Below are 23,075 nucleotides of genomic sequence, written 5' to 3'. Positions count from 1 at the left end.
GCCGTGAAACGCCCCAGCGCCTATGGTACTTCGTCTCAAGACGCGGGAGAGTCGGTCGCCGCCAGGTCTGCAAAACGCAACAAATCAAAATCTTCTCTTAACAAAACAACGGCCATAAGCCGATATAAACCGGCCGCAACAATCGCGGTCCGTTCCGCTCAAAACAATAACGCGGGGTGGAGCAGCCCGGTAGCTCGTCAGGCTCATAACCTGAAGGCCGCAGGTTCAAATCCTGCCCCCGCAACCACTGAGACTTGAATATTTGCCCATTCAAGCCGTTTCCTCAAAAGCTCCTCCGCGTAAGCGTCGAGGAGCTTTTGTTGTTTCTCCTTGGTCTCGATCTCGCCGGCCTCCAGCTTCTCGATGAAATCCGTATGCACTTCGGCGACGAAGCGGCGCTCCATAACGTCGAGCACGTCCATCTGGGCGAGGATGCTGGCGATCAAGCCATGAACTTCCAGGGTCGCCGCCCTGGCGATAACAAAGGAGAGCACCGGATGGCTTCGGCAACATCCGGAACTCCTGGCGCGTGGTCTCGCAGAACGAAATCGATTATGCCCGGGAAGATTGGCACGGTGCCTGCGAAGACTTTCACAAACACGCCTCCCACCGTGTGAAAGAGATCCAGCGCATCGCCCGAGTCCATCGTGATCCCTTCGAGCCGATCATGCCTGAACGCATGCTCGAAAAGCTCAGTTCGAACTGCACTGGTCGGCCTGTTTTCCGTTGGATGATGATCGCCCGCTCGCAGACCCTTCCGGAAATCGCAACATCGGCAACTGAGATCGCCACGAGGTCACAAGCCCCAATTCAGCGCCAGGTCTCGTACCGCACCCGACATCTGGAGGCGGGTTCGATAATGCGGCCCGAGGTTCCCGTTCTGTGCTTCTTAAATCGCACAATGTATCAAATAGCACTGCGCGAGCTAAGTCGGCATCGGCTTTGCCCTCTTTGCCGTGCCATTCACGGCGACCCGCGGGTGACATCGCGCTAGTGTACCTCCAGTGCCTCCTTGCGCAGGACATATTTGATAACCTTTCCGGACCCGGTTCTCGGAAGCTTATCGACAAAGCGGAACTCCTTCGGGACCTTGTAACGGGCAATGAATGACTGGCAGTGGCGCGCGAGTTCCTCCTGGTCGAGCTCCTGACCCGGTGCGGCGACGACGTAGGCGCGGCCGACTTCACCCCATCGCTTGTCGGGAACGCCGATCACAGCAACCTCGCGCACCCCGGGATGTTCCAAAAGCACTGCCTCGATCTCCACCGGATAGACGTTCTCTCCGCCCGAGATGAACATGTCCTTGCGGCGGTCGACGATCGTGATGTAGCCGTCCTCGTCGCGCCGTCCGATATCGCCGGTACGGATCCAACCGTCCTCGGTGAAGCTACCTTTGCGCTCCTCCGGCCGGTTCCAGTAGCCGGCAATCACGTTCAGTCCGAAGACCAGGATCTCGCCCGGTTCGCCGTCAGGCACGTCCTGGTCCTCCTCGTCCACCAGCCGCACAGCCGTCAGCGGACCCGGAAGACCCGCCGCTCCCGCCTTGCTGTGCAGCAGGTCGCGCGATAAGGGCATGCCGAGGGTCGTGCCAGTTTCGGTCATACCGTAGCCGTCGACCATCCGCACGCCCCGGTCGAGCCACCAGCGGATGTGTGCCGCGGGATTGGGTGCGCCGCCGGTGAACAGCGCCTTGAGCTTTGTCCAACCCTCCGGTTCGAAGTTCGGCGCCTGACGCAGGGCCTCCGCCATCTGCGGCACGCAGAAATAGTGTGTAACGCCGAAATCGGGATCGCTGAGCCGGTCGTTGGTCTTCTCCGCATCGAAGCCGGGCGAGACGATGAAAGTCCCGCCGCGCAGCATGGGCGGCCAGATCTGTGTGACGATGCCGATGACATGGAACATCGGGGTGTCGCACAGGAATATGCAGCCGGTGTCGACCTCCCCGAGCACGTTGAAGTTCATCGCAGTCGCCAGAAGAAACTGGGCGGTGAGCTGCGCACCTTTCGGCACCCCTGACGTACCGGAGGTGTAGAGGATGATGCAGGTGTCGCTGCTCGAATGCGGAAGGCAGCGCGGTGCCGGATCGAGGGCCGCGAACTCAGAGGCAAAGCTCACCAAGCTGTGGCGGAGGCAGCCCGGCGGCAGGTCGGAAACTTCATCGTCCGTATACAGGATGGTGGGAGCGCAGTCCTTCAGCAGATGCGGCAACTCCTGCTGGGACAGACGCCAGTTCAGTGGCACGAAAATCGCGCCGAGCCGCATCAGCGCCTGTTGCAGGATGATCTGGTAGACGCTGTTGCGAGCAAGGACGGCAATCCGGTCGCCCTTGTCGATGCCCCCGTGGTGCAACAGGGCGACTGCGCGCTGAATGTCCGTATCGAGTTCGCGGTAGGTCCAGCGGCGGTCGCTTGCCAGGTCAACGCAGGCAAGCGAATCTGGCCGAAGGCGCGCATGCAGCGCCACCGGATCGGGACAAAAAAACTCCTGCATCGTTCTCCTCCTCCTTCCCTCCTCCAGGGCATCAGCGGATCTGTCGATCCTTGTCGTAGGCGCCGAGACCCGGCCTGTAGGACTTCTCGTCGATGAACTGGCGAATGCCCTCCTTGCGGCCGTCATTGTCGAACGAGTTGGCGGCCTCCTGAGCGCGGACGAGGTAGTCCTCCGCCTCATCGTAAGCCATGATGCCGACACGGCGCACGGCGTCCTTGGTGGCTTTCAGCGCCACAGGGTTCTTCTCGAGCAGGACCTTGGCAACTTCGATCACCCGGTTCTTGAGCCCGGCGAGCGGCAGGCTCTCGTTGACGAGGCCCCACTCCGCGGCGGTCTTGCCGTCGATCGGTTCGCCCAGCAACGCATGATACATCGCCTTGCGGAAGGGCAGGAGTTCGACGGCGACCTTGGTTGCGCCGCCGCCCGGCAGGATACCCCAGTTGATTTCCGAAAGGCCGAACTTTGCCTCGTCCGCCGCGAAGGCGAGGTCACAGGCAAAGAGCGGACCGTAGCCGCCGCCGAAGCACCAGCCGTTGACCATGGCGATGGTCGGCTTCTGATACCAGCGCAGGCGGCGCCACCAGCCGTAGCTCTCGCGTTGCGACTTGCGGACGCCCTTGAGGCCCTCCGCCTCCGTCTCGCGGAAATATTCCTTGAGGTCCATGCCAGCGGTCCAGGCTGCGCCTTCGCCGGTCAGTACCAGCACGCCCACATCTTCCCGGAACTCCAGTTCATCGAGCACCTCCATCATGGCGCGATTGAGCATCGGGCTCATTGCATTGCGCTTGTCGGGCCGGTTGAAACGCACCCAGGCGATGCCGTCGACGAGATCATAGGCGACGGTGTCAATATCGTTGGCCATAGGGCCCTCCTTGCATGTGCATCAGCTTCGGCCACTCGGCCGGAAGGGTTAAGTATCGGCTCGGCCGGTCAAAGCGGGAAGCGCCCGGGCTCGGTCTCGATAGTGATCCAGCGCAGTTCGGTGAATTCGGCGATGCCGGCCTTGCCGCCGAAGCGGCCGTATCCGGACGCCTTGGTGCCGCCGAAGGGCATCTGTGCCTCGTCGTGCACCGTCGGACCATTGACATGGCAGATGCCGGAACGGATGCGGCGCGCGACCGACAGGCCCCGGGCCGTGTCGCGGCTGAACACCGCCGCGGACAGGCCATACTCACTGTCATTGGCGAGACGGATAGCGTCCTCCTCGTCCTTCGCGCGCAGGATGGCGACGACCGGGCCGAAGCTTTCCTCGGAATAGAGGCGCATATCGGAGGTGACCCTGTCGACCACCTGGGCGGGCAGAAGCACGCCTTCCGCGGCGCCTGCACCGGTCACGGTCGCGCCCTTGGCCACGGCGTCCGCGATCAGAGCCTCGACCTTTTCTACGGTGCGGACATCGACGACGGCGCCGAGCGGGGCCGCCCCCTCGCGCGGGTCGCCCGCCTTCAGGGCCTGGGCGCGCGCGGTGAACTTTGCCACGAATTCCTCGGCCACTTCGGGCACGACGATGATCCGCTCGGTCGACATGCAGATCTGGCCCTGGTTGAAGAAGGCGCCGAAGATCGCTGCCTTGACCGCCTCGTCGACGTCGGCATCCTTCAGGACCACGAGCGGGGCCTTGCCGCCGAGTTCCAAGAGGACCGGCTTCAACTGCCGGGCCGCACGTTCGGCGATGATCCGGCCGACATTGGTGGAGCCAGTGAAGTTAACGCGCCGGATGGCCGGATGGTCGATCAGCGCTCCGACGATGTCACCGGCATCCTCCGGCGCGTTGAGCACGAGGCTGACCACCCCGCCAGGCAAGCCGCCCTCCTCGAGGGCCTCGACAATCAGCGCGTGGGTGCGAGGGCAGATCTCCGACGCCTTGAAGACAACGCCATTGCCGCAGGCAAGCGGCGTCGCCAGCGCTCGCACGCCGAGAATGACCGGCGCGTTCCAGGGGGCAATGCCAAGCACCACGCCGGCGGGCTCGCGGATCGCCATTGCGAGGCAGCCGGGCTTGTCGGAGGGGATCACTTCGCCGGAGACCTGTGTCGTCAGCGCGGCGGCCTCGCGCAGCATGGACGAGGCGAGCATGACGTTGAAGCGGGCCCACGCCTCCGTTGCGCCGATCTCGGAGGCCATGGCGGTGACGAAGGCGTCACCTTTCGCGGCCAGCGCGTCGGCTGCTTTCAGGAGTACTGCGCGGCGCGCATTGGGGCCGAGCGCGGCCCAGGCGGGGAAGGCGGCTGCCGCCGCATCAACCGCGGCGGCTGCGTCGGCAACAGTCGCCGCGGCGGCTTCACTCGCCACTTCGCCGGTTACCGGATTCTGCCGGCGGAATGTGCGGCCGGTCGAGGCGGCATGTTCCGCCCCAGCAATGCGCATCGACACGAAAGCCATCTGTCTCCTCCCAAAGACGGCCGGCGAAGCTTGAGAGCTGCCGGCGAAGAACCGCTATGTCATATAGCGGATTGACTGTTATGTGACATAGCATTATGAACAATGCAAGAGCCAATGCGGGAGACGCCGACATGCCTTTGGAAAAGACGCAGCCCGAGCAGGATCCCAAAGACGCAAAGTTTGGCCGGCTGGGCGACCTGATGGGCTACCATCTCCGCCGTGCGTCGATTTTCGACCTGCAGGGAGCAGGGTCGGCGCTCGAACGGGCGAACACACGGCCGGTGCCGATGAGCGTATTGCTGAGCATAATCGAGACGCCCGGCATCAGCTCGGCGGAGATCTGCCGTGCGCTCGGCATGCAGAGGGCAAACATCGTGCCGATCCTCGCGGAGCTCGAAGAACGGGGGCTTTTTCTGCGCGAGGCGGATGAGACCGACCAGCGGGTACAGCGGCTCTTCCCGACCCGGCGGGGCGAGGAGGCTGCGACCGAGTGGCTGGCGCTCGTCGCCGAGCACGAACGAAGCATGCTTCGTCGCCTGACGGCGGCGGAACAGACGGAGCTTCGCCGGCTGTTGGCGAAGATCTGGCAGGAGGATGGGCCGAAGCAGGGCTAGGCCTGCAACCAGCGGGGAGGTAGGAACCCGCTTTCTAGGAGGACGAAATGCAGACCACCATCGACCACCGCTCCGGCGGGCGGCGAGCGCTCGCGCTCGCCTTCATGGCAGCCGTCATTGAAGGCTTCGACCTTCAGGCAGCCGGCGTCGCAGTGCCCAAGCTTGCACCGGCTTTCGGGCTGACGCCTCAACAGATCGGCCTCTTCTTCTCTTCGGCCACGATCGGCCTAATCTTCGGGGCGCTCGCCGGGGGACGGATCGCCGATGCCTGGGGAAGGCGCTCCGGGCTCGTGCTTGCGCTCGTGACTTTCGGTATATTCTCGGCCGCCACCGCCTATGTCACCAGCTTCGAACAACTCGTCATCATGCGCTTCCTGACCGGGGTCGGCCTCGGTGGCGCTTTGCCGAATCTCGTCAACATCGCCGCGGAATCGTCCGATCCGGGCCGCCGGGGGCGCGCTGTCTCAATCATGTATGCCGGCGTGCCGTTGGGCGGTGCCGTGGCAAGCGGCGTCGCAATGCTCGGCCTGCACGGCGGCGACTGGCACTCGATCTTCCTCATCGGCGGCATCATGCCGTTGCTGCTCGCGCCGGCCATCCATATCCTACTGCCGCCGCTCCGCGTGGTGAAGAGCGAGGCCAAATCCACTTCGGGCGCTCTTTCGAGCATTCTGGCGCCGCAGACGCTGCTTTCCACGGTGGCGCTCTGGCTCTCGTTTTTTCTCGGGCTGCTCGTCGTCTATCTGCTCTTGAACTGGATGCCGCAGCTTCTCGTCTCCCGCGGCTTGGCGCGTGAGGAGGCATCGTTCGTCCAGATACTGTTCAATCTCGGCGGCGCGGCAGGTAGCCTGGTCGGCGGTCGGATGCTCGACCAGAAGAACCCGGTCATGCCGGTCGCGCTCGGCTTCGCGGCGGCGGCCGCAGCTTTGCTCATGCTCAGCCTGCTGCCCGCACATCTCGGGCTCACCCTCATGGCTGGAGCGCTGGTGGGCGGTGCTATCCTTTGCGTGCAGGCGATCCTCTACGGCGTGGCGCCCCAATGCTATCCCTTCGAAATCCGTGGCACCGGTGTCGGTGTGGCAGTGTCCGTCGGCCGGCTCGGTTCCATCGCGGGGCCATTGCTGGCGGGTTTTCTCGTCGCCGGCGGCAGCAGCCCGTCTGGCGTGATCTTCGCGCTCGTTCCGATCACGCTTCTGGCTGGGCTGACCACCGTCCTGCTGCTGGTGCGTCGGGAGCGCGCCTTGCAGGCGGCCTGACGCGGGAGAGCGAGCCGCAGAATCGACGACGGGGAGACCGCCCGCGGCGGCCTCCCCGCATGTCATTTGTGTCAGCGGGGCAGACCGTCGGCATTCCCGACCCGTCGCTGGTGCTGCCGGATGTCGACGCAGTCGTCGTCTCCATGAAAATTCGCTCCGTCGCGGCCGCTGACGCCGTGGCTGCGGCGAGCGAGGCCGAACGATGGCTACGCAAGCGCGGGGCGCCCCATGTGCTTTACAAGGTCTGCTCGACCTTCGATTCGACCGATGCCGGCAATATCGGTCCGGTGACGGAGGCACTGAACATTGCTGCCGGCGGCGGCACGGTGCTGGTTACGCCCGCCTTTCCGGAAACCGGACGCACCATCTATCTCGGTCACCTCTTTGTCGGCGGGCAACCGCTGAACGAAAGCCCGCTAAAGGATCACCCCCTCAATCCAATGCATGATGCCAATTTGGTGCGCGTCATGGCTCGGCAGTCGCACGGTGCGGTCGGCATCGTCGATCTGGCAACGGTCTCGGGCGGAGCCGGCGCGGTAAAGGCGCGGCTTGAGGATCTGCGCGCCGCGGGGGCGACCGCCGCGATCGCGGATGCGATCTGCGAACACGATCTTGAAACGCTCGGCGAGGTGGCGCTCCAGACACCGGTGTCTACCGGCGCATCGGGCCTCGGTCTCGGTCTCGCCCGCGCCCTTACGCGCTCAGGCCTGGTATCTTCGGCGACCGCAGCAACTGCTGACGCCATGCGCCCCGTGGGCGGGCTTGCCGCGATCGTTGCCGGCAGCTGCTCCAGCGCGACGCTCCGGCAGCTGGACGTCGCCGAACGGTCGTTGCCCGTTCTGCGGCTCGATCCGGAAAAACTGCTTGCCGGCCCCGAGGAGATTTACGCCGCGATTTCCTGGGCCGGAGACCGCATTTCCGCCGGCCCCGTCGTCGTCGCAGCGAGCGCGTCGCCGGAAACCGTCTCCCGGCTGCAATCGCGATACGGACGGGACGCCTCGGGCCACGCGATCGAAACCGCGACGTCGATCATTGCCGATGAACTTATGACAAGGGGCGTGCGGCGCCTGGTGATCGCCGGCGGCGAAACCTCCGGCGCAGCGGTCGACAGGCTCGCCATTCCAGCATTTCTGATCGGCCTGGAGATCGCGCCTGGTGTACCGGTACTGCGAACGGTCGGCAATAAGCAGGGCGACATGCTTCTGGCCCTGAAATCCGGAAACTTCGGAGGTGAGGATTTCTTCACGGCTGCGCTAGCAATGATGCACTGACTTGGTCATCAGGTCGACGGCGGTTCTTGGGGGTACTATCTAGTCCCGCATAAAAGCGCACCTAGACCCTCGTATAAGTCATCCCTACCTCGTTGGTATCTGATTCTTCCTCCTGATCAATAGGCAGGTCCGACAACGTGCTGCTATCGTCAGTGTACATACTTACTCCCCCGGGCCGTTTCCCAAAGCGCCATGAATGGACGGGGCGGTACATCGAGGAGGCGGAGCCGCCCGAAAAGACGGAAATGCTATTTCACAGCGGCTCAATCGTTCGAATGGCAAGCTTCGGAACCGAAGCTGGTTCAATTCACCATCGAGGTGCGGATCATGAGCAAGGCAGCAGCTATTTTCTTTGCAGTCGTGATCGCTGCTCCGGCAGTGGCGCATGATGCGATGCCAACGGCGGCACAGCCGCGCGGATGGACGTATCCGTTTTCGTGCTGCAGCGGGATGGATTGCCGCGAGATCCACGATCAAGGGGTTCTCGAGGGCCCCCGCGGATATGTCATCAAGCTCACTGGAGAGCTGATAACGCCATTGGATACTCGCATCAAGAACAGTCCGGACGGGCAGTTTCACCAGTGTACGGTGGCCGGTGAGCCCACGGGTCGCACCATTTGCCTCTTCGTTCCTCCGCGCTCCTTCTAAGGATTGTCACGATGACACAAGAACTCAACCGCATCGAAATCGATCTGCAGCGCATGTCAGAAGGCTGGACGATGCCATCAGGTAATCCGATCCAGATGCCGCCAGACTGTCCATCAGTGGCGAATTTGGACCCTGAAGCACATTTGATGACGTTTTCCGTCATACCGCGCAAAACAGTCGCGCCTGTCGAGAGGCAAGCTTTGCAATCCCGGACATCTGCATTTACCCTGTACGCGACTGGGACGCGGTTCGGTCTTTTGTGCTACTCGCTCGGGCTTGTCCGCCTTGTAGAGGACTTTGAGGAGCTTTGCCTTTCGCAGCATTCCGTGACGATACATTAAGGCCAAGCGGGTGCCCAGCAAGGACTCTTTGTCGGGAGGATTGGCGGGCGGACCTAAGAGCCTTGCGGCTTTCCTGGCTCGAGCTTCAGCTTGTCCGCCATGAGGGCGAGTTCGGGCAAGGACTTGGCATGCATCTTCTGCATAACCTGGCTGCGATGAACCTTTACGGTAATCTCGCTCACGCCCAGATCGGCGGCGATCTGTTTATTTAGCCGTCCAATCACCACCATAGCCATCACCTCGCGCTCCCGCGGGGTCAGGCTATCAAAACTCGCACGCAACTTCGCCAACGCTTTTTCATTCTCAATCCAAGCGCGGTCGCGCGCCAGGCCGACGTGAACGGCGTCGAGTAGATCCTGCTCGCGGAACGGTTTCGTCAGGAACTCAATCGCGCCCCCTTTCATCGCTTGGACGGACATGGGAATGTCGCCATGCCCGGTAATGAAGACGATCGGGAGCTGAATATTTCTCCGCAATAACTCTCGTTGAAATTCAAGACCGCTTTGTCCCGGCAGCCGCACATCCAGCACCAGGCAGGTCGGCCCGTTGGGTCGTCCAGACTTGAAGAAGTCGTCCACAGAGGCGAGGAGTTTCACGTCAAAACCGACGGATCGCAGCAGGCTGCCGAGCGCCTCGCGGATCGCCGGATCATCATCGATGACGATGGTGGTTGCTGGCACCTCCGTCATGTCAGCGCACCTCAGTGGGAGCCGGCTCTTGCGGACACAAGGTATTTGCACCCGCTGCTGCGGCATCGGGGCGAGCCCAACCGACAGAGTGGCGATGCAGCAATGAGAACACTCCCCTCTCTCCTCAGCCGGTGCCGAACCGAAGCTTTCTCGTACACCCAGAATGCCCCCTAATTCCCTTGGCCACAAGGCCAGTTACGATGGGATCGGGCTGCCGGCTAGGGCGTTGCACCTCCTGCCATCGCCCGCACGCCAAACCGGCAACCAGCTGGACCAAACTCATCCTGGCGAGCTCGGCGCTTCGCGACGACAAGTCTTAAACAATCTATACCATCGTATAGCTCCCCATGCCTTTGTCGCCCCTGCAGGCTGATGTATCTTGCAGCGGCGACCACACCTAGATTTCTGCAAAACGCCTATCGCGAATTTGGAGGCAGCAGTGCCAACGAAGAAGCCTCTAATTGCGATCGTCGATGATGATCAGTCGATGCGCGAGGCCACCAAGGGACTCATGAGGTCGCTGGGATTTGATGCCGAGGCTTTTTCTTCCGCCGATGATTTCTTGAATTTCCCCCATCTAAACCGCACGGCGTGCCTGGTAACGGACATTCATATGCCCGGAATGAGTGGGCTTGATTTGCACCGAAGCCTCGTTGCGTTGGGCGAGAGCATTCCGACCGTTCTGATCACTGCCTATCCGAACGAGAATGTGCACGCGCGTGGTTTGGGTCCGGACATTGTCGGCTATCTAGCAAAGCCGTTTGGCGAGCAGGATCTGTTGAAGTGCATCCATTCTGCGCTAGCGCGCAGTGGCGACGGCGAAAATGATTGATGAGGGGCTGCTGGGGCCAGGCTGCACGTCGCAGGCGATGTATGAGGTGTCGCCAGGACCCGCGACCTCATACTGCCGGCGTTAGGCCGGGGTGCTCGCCAGGAGCGCTTTCGTCCGGGGCTGAAGGCAGGGTGAATTGAAACACAGCTCCCCAAGGCTCATTCGTCGTGGCCCACAGCCGCCCCCCGTGCGCCTCGATGATCGACCGGCAGATGGCCAAGCCCATGCCCAGACCCTCCGCTTTCGTCGTGAAAAACGCCTCGAACACCTGCTCCACACTCTGCGGCTCCAATCCGACGCCGGCGTCCTGCACTTCGACCAGCACGGCCCCGGATGCGTCGAGCAGGGACCTGATCAGTAGCTCGCGTGGCCGGTCCGCGATTGTCTTCATCGCCTCGATGCCGTTCATCACCAGGTTTAGGATTACCTGCTGCAACTGCACCCGGTCGCCCGCAACGCGCGGGAGGTGATGCGCCAACTCGGTCCGCAGCAGGATCCGATGGCGGCGTACCTCACCCTGAACGAGAGCTACCGTATCTTCGACGAGGGCGTTCAGGTCCACCTGCGCCGTGACAGTGGCTGTCTTCTTCAGGAGCGCGCGCACCCGGCCGATGACTTCGCCGGCCCGGTGCCCGTCACGGACGATGCGCGCCAGGGTCTCCCGCGCCTCGTCGAGGTTGGGGGGCTGGCTGGCGAGCCAATGCAGGGCGGCGTTGGCGTTGGCGACCACGGCGGCCAGCGGCTGGTTAACCTCGTGGGCGATGGAGGAGGTCAGGGCGCCCATCGTCGTCACGCGCGCGACATGCGCGAGCTCGGCCTGCGCCTTCTGCAGGGCCTCCTCGGCCCGCTTGCGATCTTCAATGTCGACGAGAAACCCATACCATTTAAGAATGTTTCCGTGCTCATCGTGCAGCGGCACGGCATTTTCAAACCACCAGCGATATTCACCGTCAGCCGCCCGACGGATCCGGACCTCAACTTCGAACGGGTGGCCCGTGGTCAAGGAGGCACGCCACCTGGACATATACTGCTCCAGGTCTTCGGGGTGAAAGCGGGCTTCAGCGCCCCAGCTCGCTCGTGCCGTTGCGTCCAGGGACAGACCTGTGAACTCCTGCCAACGCCGATTGATGAAATCGACACGGCCGTCGGGCAAGGCGGTCCACACCATCGCCGGAACTGTCTCGATGACTTCGCGAAGCTCTTCTTCACTCCGCCGGGCGGCCTCTTCGGCGCGCTTGCGCTCGGTGATGTCCTCGCACACGATCAGGATGACAGGTCGCTTCTTGATCACCATCGCTCGGGCGGTCTCGCGGACCCAGAGCATCGAGCCGTCCTTACGTATCTTGCGCAGTTCCCAGCTCATGGCTCGGCCGAGATGTTCGAGACAGGCGGCCGCATGCCTCTGGACGGTTTCTCGGTCCGCCTCGTGAAAGATGTCCTGCACGGGTCGATCGATCAGTTCGTCGACCGTGTACCCAAGCTGCTCCGCCCCAAAGGGATTCACAGACACGACGGTGCCACTCGCGTCCACCATGAAGTACATCGTCGGATTATTCTCGAATACGGCTCTCCACTGCTCCTCGCTGTCCCGCAGCGCCTCTTCCACCCGCTTGCGTTCGGTAACGTCCTGGATCGTACCAAACATGCTCTGCGGCCGTCCCGACGCGTCCCTTGTTAGATCGCCCTGACTGTGAACGATGCGCAGCTCGCCGCTGGGCCGGACGATGCGGTACTCCAAGTCGTAGCGAGATTCGCCACGCACGGCCTCTGCCGCGGCCTGGCTCCAGATCGACCGATCCTCTGGATGGATCCGCTCAACCGCTTCTGCAAGACTGACCAACGTGCCTGCGCGCGGCGTCAGCCCAAAGATGCGATATGTCTCGTCTGACCAGGTAAGACAGTCTGTGACGAGATCACGTTCCCAATAGCCGACATGGGCAACGTGTTGCGCTTCTGCGAAGTTGGCCTCGCTTCGACGCAGACCCTCCAGCGTCTCCTTGAGACGGAAGGTCATGAGAGCGAACGCTTGGGCAAGCAGGCCGACCTCATCGTTTCGACGTACCTTGGGCACGTCTCGCCATTCGCCGTTTGCAATCGCGTGCGCCGCTTGCGTCAAGGCAGTCAGCGGCCGCAACGTGCGTCCGACCAGCCCTAGTCCGAGGAGCCCGAAGACAGCGACGATGACCGTGCCGACGCCTATCGAGAAATAGGCCGCATGATATACAGGCATCAGGAAATCCGAAGCTGGCACCGCTGAGATGATGGTCCAGTTAAGTGCGCCGGGGGCCGCAGCGCGATCAACCGCCGCGTAGATCCTGCCGCCCTCAGGGTCACTGAAGGAAAACACACGCGGTCCAGGTGACGAGGACCCGGCGATGCCAGGATACCGACGAAGGTAGCGGGCGGTTTCGCGAACGATGGGATCGGTCGCTTCTGATGCCTGCAGGCGCAGGTGCCCGCCGTCGGCGCCGAGGGTGACAGGCGACACTCCTCCCGACGCGCCAATCAAATGTCCGGTGGCATCGATGATGAATGCCCTGCCGTTGTTGCCGATTTCGAGCGTCTGCAAGAACCTGGAAAGCTGAGTAAGGATAAGATCGATCCCGCACACCGCGACGAAGTCGCGGTTCTTGTTGAAGACCGGGACGGAGAGCGAAATGCCCAAGATTGGCTCGGCCACACCGAGATAGGGCTCGGTCCAGTACCGCTTGCCCGTCTCCTTGGCCTGCGCGTACCAGATCCTCCGGCGTGCATCGAACGCACCCTCCGACTTCCGCATACGGCCGATCTTGCCGTCAGGCAGTGCTTCGAACTCGCGAACGACGCCTGCGCGAAGTTCATCGGTGATCAAAAACACGACGCTTGAATCTGCCGATCGCCCGACCGAAACCATCCCGCCGGCCTCGTTGCCGAAAAACATCCAGTCGACATCGGGTTCCTCGGCCAGCAATGTATGGAGCTCCTGTGCGACAGCATGTGGGTCGCCGGGCGATAGGTCGTGACGAGCAAGACCGTTGGCCAACCGGGAAACCGCTTTTTCGGCGCCGCGCACCATATGGCCGACGTCGCGATGCACAGCATGCGTCACCTCTCGGATCAGGCGCTCGGACATGATCGAGACGATGACGTTTCCCGTCCAGATCCATAGACCGGCCAGGACCAGACTTAGAACGAGAACGACTCCGGCGACGGCGAGGATTAAGTGGTTTCGTAACATGATTGCCGAGTTCCCCAGACGGCTATATGCATATTATGCGTTCCTTATATTGCTCCTATGGCCGGGCGCTCGCAATCCGCGGCTCGCTGATCTGGCCAGGCGCGGGCGGCTGGGGTGGTTCAGGGTTCGCTCAAGTCGGATCAGATCTATCCCGGCATGCCGGTTGAGACCTCTACGAGCCAGCAGGACCCTTTGATCTCTTCAAAGGTTTGCGGCCGGATCGTGCGGATCGTCTTGTGAAGGACAGACTCCTCGGGCTCCCCCACGGCTGCCGGGCAAATGCCCGGAACGAGGCGGACACTTCCAGATGAACGCCAACTCCTGACAACTCAACTGGCGATGCTGCTCTTCACATAGGTTGAGAAGTTTGCCGTTTATGGACGGGAGCCGGTACTAGCTCGCCGGTGCGCCGCTGGATGTGGCGAAGCGAATGTCTCTTCGGAAGTCCGAGGGAGACATGCCGGCGATGTGGCGGAAGGATTTGTTGAAGGCGCTGATGGAGCCGAAACCGCTGTCCATCGCCACTTGAAGCACATTGGCGTCGTCGGCCATAAGCAACGCCTGGGCGCGGGAGAGACGCAGCAGATTGAGATATTTGCTGAGCGTCATTCCCGTCGATTTCTTAAAGACGTTCATTGCATATTTTGGATGCAGGTCCGCCGCCCGGGCGATATCGACGGTGTCGATGTCCTCCATGAAATTGGCGGCGATGAAATCGCACATCCTGACAATGCTGCGTGACGGTTGCGCATGGGGCTGTTCGGCCTCCCTTCCACCGTAGCCGACGACCGTCATCGAATAGGGTTCGAATGCGATGCGCTCGATACGGAGAAGCAACTCGTCGACGGCATGCTGCGCCTTTGCCGGATTGCCCGAATTCGCGTAGCGGAACCAGCGGGAAAAGTTCTCTTTGTCCGCGGCATCGGTGGCAGAGGTCAGCAGCGTCGAGCCCTTCATCAGGCGGCTGGAGATTTCAGCGGGAAGGCGGAGACGGAAGAAATAGACAAGCGGCAAATGGGCGCCTGCGTAGAGCGAATCTTCCGAGGATTCATCCATCTGATGCGGCTGGCCGCCCCAGAAGAGGCACATGTCACCAGCCTTGAGCGTCATTTCGTGATCGTTCATGCGGTAATGCACAGTACCCCGCATGATGTAATTCACCTCCACCTGCGCATGCCAGTGCGGCATCGCCATCACCGGTGGATGGGCATGAAACAGCTGCAGCTCTGTCGGCGAGCCCTCGATGCTGCTTGCGCCCGGTTGATAGATGGCTCTGCTGGCAACCTTACTTTCCGCCAAATTGATATTCCCTTTTTAGGAGACAGCGGCTCCCTTACAGATAACTTAGCCACGTTCGCTAAAGGACGGCAATTGAAAAGGGAGGATTTTCAATGCGCTTCAAACTTATCGGTGCGACCGCTGCGGTCGCACTGCTTTCTTCCGGTTCCGCATTCGCGCAGTCGGGCAATCTCACCATCTGGAGCTGGAACGTCGCGGCATCGGCGCTGAAATCCACGCTCGAAGGCTTCAACAAGAAGTATCCCGATATCAAGGTCACGGTCGAAGACCTCGGGAACAGCCAAGTCTTCGACAAGACACTTGCCGGCTGCGCAGCCGGCGGCGACGGCCTGCCGGACATCGTGACGATCGAAAATTTCGAGGCGGAAATCTTCTGGAACCGCTTCCCGGACTGCTTCGCCAACCTGAAGGATCTCGGCTATACGGCGGAAATCCAGGCGAAGTTCCCCGACTTCAAACGCACCGAGCTGGAGGTGGATGACGTCGCCTATGCGATGCCGTGGGATTCCGGCCCGGTCGCCGTCTTTTACCGGCGCGATTTCTATGAAAAGGCCGGCGTCGATCCGGCAACGATCAAGAATTGGGACGATTTCATCGCCGCCGGCAAGAAGATTTCCGAAGCCAATCCCGGCGTCGTCATGGCCCAGGCCGATTTCAACGGCGATAGCGAATGGTTCCGGATGATCGCGAATGAACAGGGCTGCGGCTATTTCTCCACCGACGGCCAGACGATCACGATCAACCAGCCGGCCTGCGTCGCGACCCTCGAAAAGGTCAAGCAGATGAAGGACGCCGGTACGCTGACAGCCGCCATCTGGGACCAGAAAATCCAGGCCAATACCGCCGGCAAGGTCGCAAGCCAGATGTATGGCGGCTGGTACGAGGGCACGATACGCTCAGGCTCGCCGGACCTTTCCGGCAAATGGGGCGTCTACATGATGCCGAGCCTCACGGCTGACGGTCCGCATGCTGCAAACCTCGGCGGTTCGTCGCTAGCCATCAACGCCAATTCCGAGAACAAGGAAGCGGCCTGGGCCTATCTGAACTATGCGCTAGCAACCAACGAAGGCCAGGTCACGATGCTGAAGTCCTTCGGCCTCGTCCCTTCGCTGCTGTCGGCAGTCCAAGATCCTTTCGTCAACGAGCCGCTGCCTTACTGGGGCGGGCAGAAGGTCTGGGCAGACATCCTTTCGACGCTGCCGAAGATCGTGCCGAGCCGCGGGACGGCATTTCAGAGTGATGCGGACGCGATCTACAAGGCAGCGCAGACGAAGTATTTCGCGGGCGGTTATCCGGATGCGAAGGCTGCACTTGACGATGCGGCAAACCAGATCGCCTCGGCGACCGGCCTTCCGATCGCAGAATGAGCAACCGACCGGGCGCCTGGTGCGCGCCCGGCCCTCACCTTCAAGGTGGCTCGTTTCGCTTGTGAGGAGGATATAAATGCCGTTCAGGACCCGGAGCGCCTATGCGTTCCTTGCGCCCTATCTGCTGGTCTTCGCGACCTTCTGGGTCTGGCCGATCATCAACTCGTTCTTGATTTCGTTTCAGAATACGCGCGTCAATCCCTGGAAATTCAGCCTTGCGTCGAATTGGGGGCGCCTGTTCGGCGACCCGGCTTTCTATAACGCGCTCTACAACACGCTGATCATCCTGGTCATCCAGGTTCCGGTGATGATTGCGCTTGCAACCGTCATGGCGGTGCTCTTGAATTCGCCGCTGCTGAAGGCGCGGCCTCTTTTCCGCTTCGCCTTCTTCGCGCCCGTCGTCGTCGGCGAAGTCGCCTATGCCGCCGTCTTCCGGCTGATGTTCAGCATCGACTTCGGCATCGTCAACAAGCTGATCGGTTCGGTCGGTATCGCTCCCGTCTCCTGGTTCGACAATGCGAATGCGGCGATGGCCCTCGTCATAATCGCCGTTACCTGGCGCTGGGCCGGCTACAACGCGATCATCATCTTGGCCGGCCTGCAGTCGATCCCTGAGGATGTCTACGAGGCTGCGACGCTCGATCGCGTCAGCAAGGTACAGCAGTTCTTTCATATCACCCTGCCGCTCCTGAAGCCGATCGTCCTCTTTTGTGTGGTGCTGTCGGTGATCGGCACGATGCAGCTCTTCACCGAACCCTTCCTCATTACCAATCGCGGCGGCCCGGGCGGGGGCACGGAAACGCTCGGCCTGCTTCTTTACCGGCAGGGCTTCACATCGCTGAATTTCGGCTACGCGTCGGCGATCGCCTACACGATAGCCGCGTTGGCGATTGCGATTTCGCTTTTCAATCTCTGGGTCGGGAGGGAGCCGAAATGAAGTCGAGGTCCAAGTCGCAATCCCTGTTGATGCGCAAGATTGCCCTGCATATCGTGCTGACCCCGCTTGCCATCATCTGGCTCTTTCCACTCTGGATGATGTTCGTCTTCTCGACCATGCCGGACAATGGCATCTTCAGCCCGGACATCGTGCTGTGGCCGTCGACGAATTTCGTCGAGAATTTCAGGAACCTGGAGGCCGATACGAATTTTCTCCGGGCGATGTTCATCTCGATCACCGTCGCGGTCATCTACACCTTCCTGTCGGTGCTGCTGACATCGATGGCCGGCTGGGCGCTTGCCCGCTATCGATTCGCCGGCCGCTCCGTCGTCACAGCCATCATTCTCGGCACGATCACCTTGCCTTTCGCCGTCGTCGTGATCCCGCAGTTCATCATGGTGGCGCGTGAATTCAAGCTGGCGAATACCTGGGTGGCGCTGATCGTGCCGCCGCTCTTCAATTCCCTGGGCGTGCTCTTTATGCGCCAGTCCTTCTCGATGATGCCGAGCGAGCTCTTCGATGCCGCCCGCGTCGAGGGCGTCAAGGAGTGGCAGATCTTCCTGCGCATCGCCTTGCCGCTTGCCCGTCCGACAATGGCGGCGCTCTCGATCATTCTCTTCCTGGCATCCTGGAACAACTATCTCTGGCCGCTGCTCATCAATTCCAGGCCCGGAATGATGACGGCGCCGGTGGCGCTTGGAACGCTGATCGGCCTCACCAAGGTCTCTTGGGGCGGCATCATGGCGGGTGCAATGTTGCTGACCGCGCCGATCCTCGTCGTCTTCGTGCTGTTGCAGCGCCACTTCATCGCCGGCATCGCGGCCGGCGCAATCAAATAATAGGGAGGCCGCATGGCGGAGCTTTCACTCAGGAATGTTGTAAAACGCTTTGGCGCCTTCGGCGTGATCCATGGCGCCAATCTCGACGTGAAGGACGGCGAGTTCGTCGTCTTCGTCGGTCCTTCGGGCTGTGGAAAATCCACCCTGCTGAGGATGATCGCCGGCCTCGAAGATATCTCGGAGGGCGAGATCACGATCGGCGGCAGGGTCGTCAACAATGTCGAGCCCGCCGACCGCGGCATCGCCATGGTTTTCCAGTCCTATGCGCTCTACCCGCATATGACGGTAGCAGATAACCTCTCTTTCGGCCTGCGCATGAACGGCAACCCGAAAGAGGATACCGAAAAACGGGTGCGCCACGCCGCCGAGATCCTGCAGATCAAGGAATTGATGGAACGCCGCCCGAAGCAACTCTCTGGTGGCCAGCGCCAGCGTGTTGCGATCGGCCGCGCCATCGTTCGCGAGCCCGAGGTCTTCCTCTTCGACGAACCGCTCTCGAACCTCGATGCAGAACTGCGTGTGCAGATGCGGGTGGAAATCTCCAGGCTGCACAAGCAGCTCGGTGCGACGATGATCTATGTCACGCACGATCAGACGGAGGCGATGACGCTTGCCGACAAGATCGTCGTGCTGCGTGCCGGCAACATCGAGCAGATCGGCGCGCCGCTCGATCTCTACGACGATCCGGCTAACCAGTTCGTCGCAGGTTTTGTCGGTTCGCCGAAGATGAACTTTCTGGCGGCAGAGGTTGTTGAACGAGATGCATCGAACGTGACCGTCGCCCTGGTGGGCGACAGGAATGTCCGCCTGACGCTGCCGGTTTTGGCGACAACCGAAAAGGGGGCGCAAGTAACGCTCGGCGTGCGGCCCGAGCATTTTGCCGACCAGGGCAGTGGCGACGCCGACCTCACCGTCGCGGTCGATGTTGCCGAACACCTAGGCAATACCAGCTACATCTATGCGACCGCTGCCGGCGGACAGCCACTCATCATCGAACGTCCCGAATCCCGTTCCGCAGCCGATCGCGACACTCTCACCGTCGCGCTATCGGCAAACCGCACCTTCCTGTTCGACAGCGCAGGCAATCGCTTGCGCTGACGAGATCCGCTCCCAAGACGAAGATACGAAAGAGGAATAGTCATGAGTTCAGAGCAACCTGTCCGCTGGGGCATCATCGGCCCCGGCACGATCGCCCGCACCTTTGCAGACGGCATTGCCCATTCGCGTACGGGCAAACTGGTGGGGGTGGCGAGCCGCAACCCGGAAAAGCCCGGCCTTGGCGATGGTTTTCCCGGCGCCCGCATCGTTAAAGGCTACGACGGGCTGCTGGCCGATCCGGAGATCGACGCCGTCTACATAGCCACCCCACATACCGGCCATGCCGAGTGGGCGATCAAGGCGATTCGCGCTGGCAAGCATGTGCTGGTGGAAAAGCCGATTGCGCTTTCGGCCTTCGATGCGGATGCGATCTACCATGAAGCGAGGAAGGCCGGTGTCTTTGCAGGCGAGGGCTTCATGTACCGCCTGCATCCTCAGACGGCGAAGATCGTCGAACTGGTGAAAAGCGGCGTGATCGGCACGGTGCGCATCATTCGCTCAAGCTTCGGCTTCAACATGGGCGGCTTCAAGCCCGATCATCGGCTATTCGCCAACGATACGGCGGGCGGCGGCATTCTGGATGTCGGTGGCTACCCGGTCTCGATGGCGCGGCTGATCGCCGGTGCGGTTGAAAACAAGCCTTTCCTCGACCCGGAGAAGGTTTTTGGCGTAGCGCACCTCGGACAGTCCGGCGTAGACGAATGGGCCTCCGCCGTCTTGAAATTCCAAAACGGCATCATTGCCGAAGTCTCCTGCTCCATCATGGCCCAGCAGGACAATACGCTTCGCGTCAACGGCTCCGAAGGCCGCATCGAGGTCAAGGATTTCTGGTTCGCCTCAGGTCACAAGGGCGGCATCGGAACGATCGAGATTTTCAAGGGAGCCGAGCAGGAAACGATCGAGATCAAGGAAGACCGTTGGCTCTATTCCTTCGAAGTCGATGCGGCTGGAGATGCAATCCGCGCCGGCGAGGCGGAATTTGCTTCGCCGGGCATGAGTTGGGCCGATTCGACTGGCAACCTTCGCGTTCTCGACAAATGGCGGGCCTCTGTCGGCCTCGAATATGGTGTCGAGACGGCATCAAAGCGAACCACGAATATTGCGGGCGGAGCAGTCCGGCCTGGCAGCAGCATTCCGCAGCGCCAGATACCAGGCATCTCTAAACCGGCCTCCGTTGTAACGCTTGGATTCGAATTCTTCCCGAACTTTGCGGCCGCCTCGCTGACACTCGATGCCTTCTACGAGGCGGGCGGCAACGTCTTCGACACGGCCTATGTTTACGGAAGCGGCAAGACAGAGAGTATTTTCGGCGACTGGCACACGAGCCGCAACGTTCCGCGTGACGACATCGTGCTGATCGGCAAGGGGGTGCATTCGCCGCTGTGCTACCCGGACATGATCGCCAAGCAACTCGATCAGTCGCTCGAGCGGTTGAAGACGGACTATGTCGATATCTACTTCATGCATCGGGACAATACCGGTATTCCGGTAGGAGAGTTCGTCGATGCCATGGATGCCGAAGTCAATCGCGGTCGCATCCGCGGGATTTTTGGCGGCTCGAACTGGACCCGTGAGCGGATGGACGAGGCAATGGCCTATGCGGCAAAGGCCGGCAAGAAAGCGCCTGCGGCGCTTTCCAATAACTTTTCGCTGGCCGAAATGCTCGATCCGATCTGGGCTGGATGCGTCGCAGCCTCGGACGACGAATGGAAGAAATGGCTGAACGAAAAGCAGATTCCGAACTTCGCATGGTCCAGCCAGGGCCGCGGCTTCTTCACCGACCGGGCGGGACGCGACAAGCACGACGATGAGGAAATCGTCCGCTGCTGGTATTCCGATCGCAATTTCGCACGCCGTGATCGCGCGAATGAACTGGCAAATAAGCTCGGCCGAAACCCGATCCATGTCGCGCTCGCCTATGTGATCGCCCAGCCGTTCCCAGTCATTCCGCTGATCGGCCCGCGCACGATCGCCGAACTGGAAGATAGTCTTTCGGCCCTCGACATCGAGCTTACTGCCGAACAGGTAAAGTGGCTGGAAGGCTAGGAAATCAGCCTGGTTCATGCCGGGTTTTCCTACACTTTCATCCGCTTCATAGTGCGCCGCCACCCGATCGGGTGGCGGTTTTTTCTTATCCTCCCTTGATGCGAGAAACATTCGTTTGACACGCGAATGGTTTTCGTTTTTACTTCAAAAAGTTTCGATTTGTCCTGTTGCGCAAATCGATGACGGCGCACGGGGAGGGGTAAAGTGGGCCAAACACAGCACGACCTTTTCGTGATTGGCGGCGGGATCAACGGCTGCGGCATTTGCCGGGATGCTGTTGGACGCGGCTATTCGGTGGCGCTGGCCGAGATGGGCGACTTTGCCTCGGGCACGTCGTCCGGAGCGACGAAGCTGATCCATGGGGGCTTGCGCTATCTGGAGCATTACGAGTTCCGGCTGGTGCGCGAATCGCTGATGGAGCGCGAGATGCTGTGGGCGATGGCGCCGCACATCATCTGGCCGCTGCGCTTCGTGCTGCCCTATCACAAGGGCGGCATCCGGCCGGCCTGGCTGATCAGGCTGGGGTTGTTTTTCTACGACCATCTTGGCGGCCGCAGACTTTTGCCGCCGACCGCGGTGCTGAACCTGCGCCGCGATCCGGCCGGCCGGCCGCTGAAGCCGGTGTTTGCCAAGGCCTTCGAATATTCCGACGGCTGGGTCGACGATGCCCGCCTGGTGGTGCTCAACGCCCGCGATGCCGCCGACCGCGGTGCGCTGATCATGCCGCGCACCAAGGTGGTGGCGGCGCGCCGCGAGAACGGCCTGTGGGAAATCGACAGCTGCGATATGCTGACCGGCGAAAGGCGCCGGCATCGGGCCCGCATGCTGGTCAATGCCGCCGGCCCCTGGGTCGACCAGGTGCTGCGTGCAGCCCTTGGCGAGACCGAGGCCCGCCATGTGCGGTTGGTGCAGGGCAGCCACATCGTCGTCAAGAAGAAATTCGAGGGGCCGCGCGCCTATTTCTTCCAGAACCCCGACAACCGCATCATCTTCGCCATCCCCTACGAGGACGACTTCACGCTGATCGGCACCACCGACCGCGACTATAGCGGCGATCCCAAGGACGTGCGCATCTCTGCGGAGGAGACCGGCTATCTCTGCGCCGCCGCCAGCGAATATTTCAACGAGCCGGTGACCCCGGACGACATCGTCTGGAGCTATTCGGCGGTGCGGCCGCTCTATGACGACGGCGCCTCGAAGGCACAGGAGGCGACGCGCGACTATGTACTGCAGCTCGAAGGCAAAGGTGGCGAGGCGCCGCTGCTCAATGTCTTCGGCGGCAAGCTGACCACCTACCGGCGGCTGTCGGAGCATGCGCTGGAAAAGATCGGCGAGGCGATCGGCAAGAAGGGCGGCCCGTGGACGGCGAGGAGCCATCTGCCGGGCGGCGACTTCCCGGTCAAGGGCTATGCGGCCGAGGTGAGCAAGCTGAAAGCGGACTATCCGTTCCTTGCCGAGGCCCATGCCCGCCGGCTCGTGCGCCGCTACGGCACGCGCGCCGCAATTCTGCTCGCAGAGGCTAAATCTATCGCCGATCTCGGCCACTGCTTCGGTTCCGATCTCTACGAGGCCGAAGTCCGCTATCTCGTCCAAAACGAATGGGCCGTCACCGCTCAAGACATCCTGTGGCGAAGGACCAAGAACGGGCTATATCTGCAAATGGATGAAGTACAGAAATTGGAGGAGTACATGGCCGCGATCCCTGCGCAGCTTGCGGGATGAAGCGCCATGTCGTCCCCGTCGTGAGGA

17 protein-coding genes, 1 tRNA gene and 2 pseudogenes are annotated in these 23,075 nt (G+C 61.6%); 14 read left to right on the top strand and 6 right to left on the bottom strand.

What is annotated here, in order from left to right:
* The first annotated feature begins 170 nt into the window (after positions 1-170).
* Together BLP23_RS22795 and BLP23_RS34670 are read left to right on the top strand one after the other, a co-directional pair.
* Positions 171-247 (top strand) — tRNA-Met (locus BLP23_RS22795).
* A 221-nt stretch (positions 248-468) separates the two neighbouring features.
* A pseudogene (locus BLP23_RS34670) lies at positions 469-673 on the top strand (hypothetical protein); the annotation flags it as partial.
* Between the two features lie 317 nt (positions 674-990).
* Here BLP23_RS34670 and BLP23_RS22780 read toward each other — a convergent pair.
* The 3 genes from BLP23_RS22780 to BLP23_RS22770 all read right to left on the bottom strand — a co-directional run bounded on the left by BLP23_RS22780 (position 991) and on the right by BLP23_RS22770 (position 4,872).
* Positions 991-2,490, bottom strand: a complete 1,500-nt coding sequence (locus BLP23_RS22780; RefSeq protein ID WP_092587044.1) for an AMP-binding protein — start codon at positions 2,488-2,490, stop codon at positions 991-993.
* A 31-nt stretch (positions 2,491-2,521) separates the two neighbouring features.
* Entirely contained in the window at positions 2,522-3,352 is an 831-nt protein-coding gene (locus BLP23_RS22775) for a p-hydroxycinnamoyl CoA hydratase/lyase (RefSeq protein WP_092587043.1), read from the bottom strand.
* A gap of 68 nt (positions 3,353-3,420) precedes the next feature.
* Positions 3,421-4,872 (bottom strand): aldehyde dehydrogenase, encoded by a 1,452-nt coding sequence (locus tag BLP23_RS22770; protein ID WP_092587042.1) that lies wholly within the window; start codon positions 4,870-4,872, stop codon positions 3,421-3,423.
* Between the two features lie 131 nt (positions 4,873-5,003).
* On the opposite strand from BLP23_RS22770, the gene BLP23_RS22765 reads away from it, so the two are divergent.
* The 5 genes and pseudogenes from BLP23_RS22765 to BLP23_RS22745 all read left to right on the top strand — a co-directional run bounded on the left by BLP23_RS22765 (position 5,004) and on the right by BLP23_RS22745 (position 9,002).
* Positions 5,004-5,486, top strand: coding sequence for a MarR family winged helix-turn-helix transcriptional regulator (locus tag BLP23_RS22765; RefSeq protein WP_167363950.1), 483 nt, complete (start codon positions 5,004-5,006; stop codon positions 5,484-5,486).
* A gap of 47 nt (positions 5,487-5,533) precedes the next feature.
* Positions 5,534-6,742, top strand: coding sequence for a 3-(3-hydroxy-phenyl)propionate transporter MhpT (gene mhpT, locus BLP23_RS22760; protein WP_092587040.1), 1,209 nt, complete (start codon positions 5,534-5,536; stop codon positions 6,740-6,742).
* Positions 6,743-6,822: 80 nt separating this feature from the next.
* Positions 6,823-8,013, top strand: a pseudogene (otnK, locus tag BLP23_RS22755) (3-oxo-tetronate kinase); the annotation flags it as partial.
* A gap of 327 nt (positions 8,014-8,340) precedes the next feature.
* A complete protein-coding gene (locus BLP23_RS22750) occupies positions 8,341-8,661 on the top strand; it encodes a hypothetical protein (protein WP_092587038.1) in 321 nt (106 codons plus the stop codon).
* Between the two features lie 11 nt (positions 8,662-8,672).
* Positions 8,673-9,002: a hypothetical protein gene (locus tag BLP23_RS22745; RefSeq protein WP_092587037.1), complete on the top strand. Its 330-nt coding sequence runs from the start codon at positions 8,673-8,675 to the stop codon at positions 9,000-9,002.
* 53 nt (positions 9,003-9,055) lie between these two features.
* On the opposite strand, the gene BLP23_RS22740 is transcribed toward BLP23_RS22745, so the two are convergent.
* The gene (locus BLP23_RS22740; protein WP_092587036.1) at positions 9,056-9,691 is read right to left on the bottom strand and encodes a response regulator transcription factor; all 636 of its coding nucleotides are present in this window, start codon (positions 9,689-9,691) and stop codon (positions 9,056-9,058) included.
* Between the two features lie 439 nt (positions 9,692-10,130).
* On the opposite strand from BLP23_RS22740, the gene BLP23_RS22735 reads away from it, so the two are divergent.
* Positions 10,131-10,523: a response regulator transcription factor gene (locus BLP23_RS22735; protein WP_092587035.1), complete on the top strand. Its 393-nt coding sequence runs from the start codon at positions 10,131-10,133 to the stop codon at positions 10,521-10,523.
* A 67-nt stretch (positions 10,524-10,590) separates the two neighbouring features.
* Here BLP23_RS22735 and BLP23_RS22730 read toward each other — a convergent pair whose 3' ends face one another.
* Together BLP23_RS22730 and BLP23_RS22725 are read right to left on the bottom strand one after the other, a co-directional pair.
* Positions 10,591-13,740 (bottom strand): PAS domain S-box protein, encoded by a 3,150-nt coding sequence (locus tag BLP23_RS22730; RefSeq protein WP_092587034.1) that lies wholly within the window; start codon positions 13,738-13,740, stop codon positions 10,591-10,593.
* A 393-nt stretch (positions 13,741-14,133) separates the two neighbouring features.
* Positions 14,134-15,045 carry a helix-turn-helix domain-containing protein gene (locus BLP23_RS22725; RefSeq protein ID WP_092587033.1) on the bottom strand — a complete coding sequence of 304 codons (912 nt, stop codon included), beginning with the start codon at positions 15,043-15,045 and terminating at the stop codon, positions 14,134-14,136.
* A gap of 86 nt (positions 15,046-15,131) precedes the next feature.
* On the opposite strand from BLP23_RS22725, the gene BLP23_RS22720 reads away from it, so the two are divergent.
* The 6 genes from BLP23_RS22720 (at position 15,132) to glpD (ending at position 23,048) form a co-directional block, all read left to right on the top strand.
* Positions 15,132-16,406 (top strand): ABC transporter substrate-binding protein, encoded by a 1,275-nt coding sequence (locus tag BLP23_RS22720; protein ID WP_092587032.1) that lies wholly within the window; start codon positions 15,132-15,134, stop codon positions 16,404-16,406.
* 76 nt (positions 16,407-16,482) lie between these two features.
* Positions 16,483-17,343 (top strand): carbohydrate ABC transporter permease, encoded by an 861-nt coding sequence (locus BLP23_RS22715; RefSeq protein WP_092587031.1) that lies wholly within the window; start codon positions 16,483-16,485, stop codon positions 17,341-17,343.
* Positions 17,340-18,182: a carbohydrate ABC transporter permease gene (locus tag BLP23_RS22710; RefSeq protein WP_092587030.1), complete on the top strand. Its 843-nt coding sequence runs from the start codon at positions 17,340-17,342 to the stop codon at positions 18,180-18,182. The genes BLP23_RS22715 and BLP23_RS22710 overlap by 4 nt, the downstream gene beginning before the upstream one ends.
* Before the next feature lie 12 nt (positions 18,183-18,194).
* Positions 18,195-19,280 (top strand): ABC transporter ATP-binding protein, encoded by a 1,086-nt coding sequence (locus BLP23_RS22705; RefSeq protein ID WP_092587029.1) that lies wholly within the window; start codon positions 18,195-18,197, stop codon positions 19,278-19,280.
* A 42-nt stretch (positions 19,281-19,322) separates the two neighbouring features.
* Positions 19,323-21,326, top strand: a complete 2,004-nt coding sequence (locus BLP23_RS22700; RefSeq protein WP_092587028.1) for an aldo/keto reductase — start codon at positions 19,323-19,325, stop codon at positions 21,324-21,326.
* Between the two features lie 204 nt (positions 21,327-21,530).
* Positions 21,531-23,048: a glycerol-3-phosphate dehydrogenase gene (gene glpD, locus BLP23_RS22695; protein WP_092587027.1), complete on the top strand. Its 1,518-nt coding sequence runs from the start codon at positions 21,531-21,533 to the stop codon at positions 23,046-23,048.
* Positions 23,049-23,075: the final 27 nt, after the last annotated feature.

It is taken from the genome of Rhizobium mongolense subsp. loessense (assembly GCF_900099775.1).
GTDB lineage: Bacteria > Pseudomonadota > Alphaproteobacteria > Rhizobiales > Rhizobiaceae > Rhizobium > Rhizobium loessense.
Note: the sequence above shows the minus strand (reverse complement) of the source record. Positions and strands in the feature narration are given on the sequence as shown.

Bases quoted from the DNA above. Each gene is read 5' to 3' on its own strand.
- BLP23_RS22780 (WP_092587044.1), bottom strand. From the start codon at position 2,490: ATGCAGGAGTTTTTTTGTCCCGATCCGGTGGCGCTGCATGCGCGCCTT.
- BLP23_RS22775 (WP_092587043.1), bottom strand. From the start codon at position 3,352: ATGGCCAACGATATTGACACCGTCGCCTATGATCTCGTCGACGGCATC.
- BLP23_RS22770 (WP_092587042.1), bottom strand. From the start codon at position 4,872: ATGGCTTTCGTGTCGATGCGCATTGCTGGGGCGGAACATGCCGCCTCG.
- BLP23_RS22765 (WP_167363950.1), top strand. From the start codon at position 5,004: ATGCCTTTGGAAAAGACGCAGCCCGAGCAGGATCCCAAAGACGCAAAG.
- mhpT (WP_092587040.1), top strand. From the start codon at position 5,534: ATGCAGACCACCATCGACCACCGCTCCGGCGGGCGGCGAGCGCTCGCG.
- BLP23_RS22750 (WP_092587038.1), top strand. From the start codon at position 8,341: ATGAGCAAGGCAGCAGCTATTTTCTTTGCAGTCGTGATCGCTGCTCCG.
- BLP23_RS22745 (WP_092587037.1), top strand. From the start codon at position 8,673: ATGACACAAGAACTCAACCGCATCGAAATCGATCTGCAGCGCATGTCA.
- BLP23_RS22740 (WP_092587036.1), bottom strand. From the start codon at position 9,691: ATGACGGAGGTGCCAGCAACCACCATCGTCATCGATGATGATCCGGCG.
- BLP23_RS22730 (WP_092587034.1), bottom strand. From the start codon at position 13,740: ATGTTACGAAACCACTTAATCCTCGCCGTCGCCGGAGTCGTTCTCGTT.
- BLP23_RS22720 (WP_092587032.1), top strand. From the start codon at position 15,132: ATGCGCTTCAAACTTATCGGTGCGACCGCTGCGGTCGCACTGCTTTCT.
- BLP23_RS22715 (WP_092587031.1), top strand. From the start codon at position 16,483: ATGCCGTTCAGGACCCGGAGCGCCTATGCGTTCCTTGCGCCCTATCTG.
- BLP23_RS22710 (WP_092587030.1), top strand. From the start codon at position 17,340: ATGAAGTCGAGGTCCAAGTCGCAATCCCTGTTGATGCGCAAGATTGCC.
- BLP23_RS22705 (WP_092587029.1), top strand. From the start codon at position 18,195: ATGGCGGAGCTTTCACTCAGGAATGTTGTAAAACGCTTTGGCGCCTTC.
- BLP23_RS22700 (WP_092587028.1), top strand. From the start codon at position 19,323: ATGAGTTCAGAGCAACCTGTCCGCTGGGGCATCATCGGCCCCGGCACG.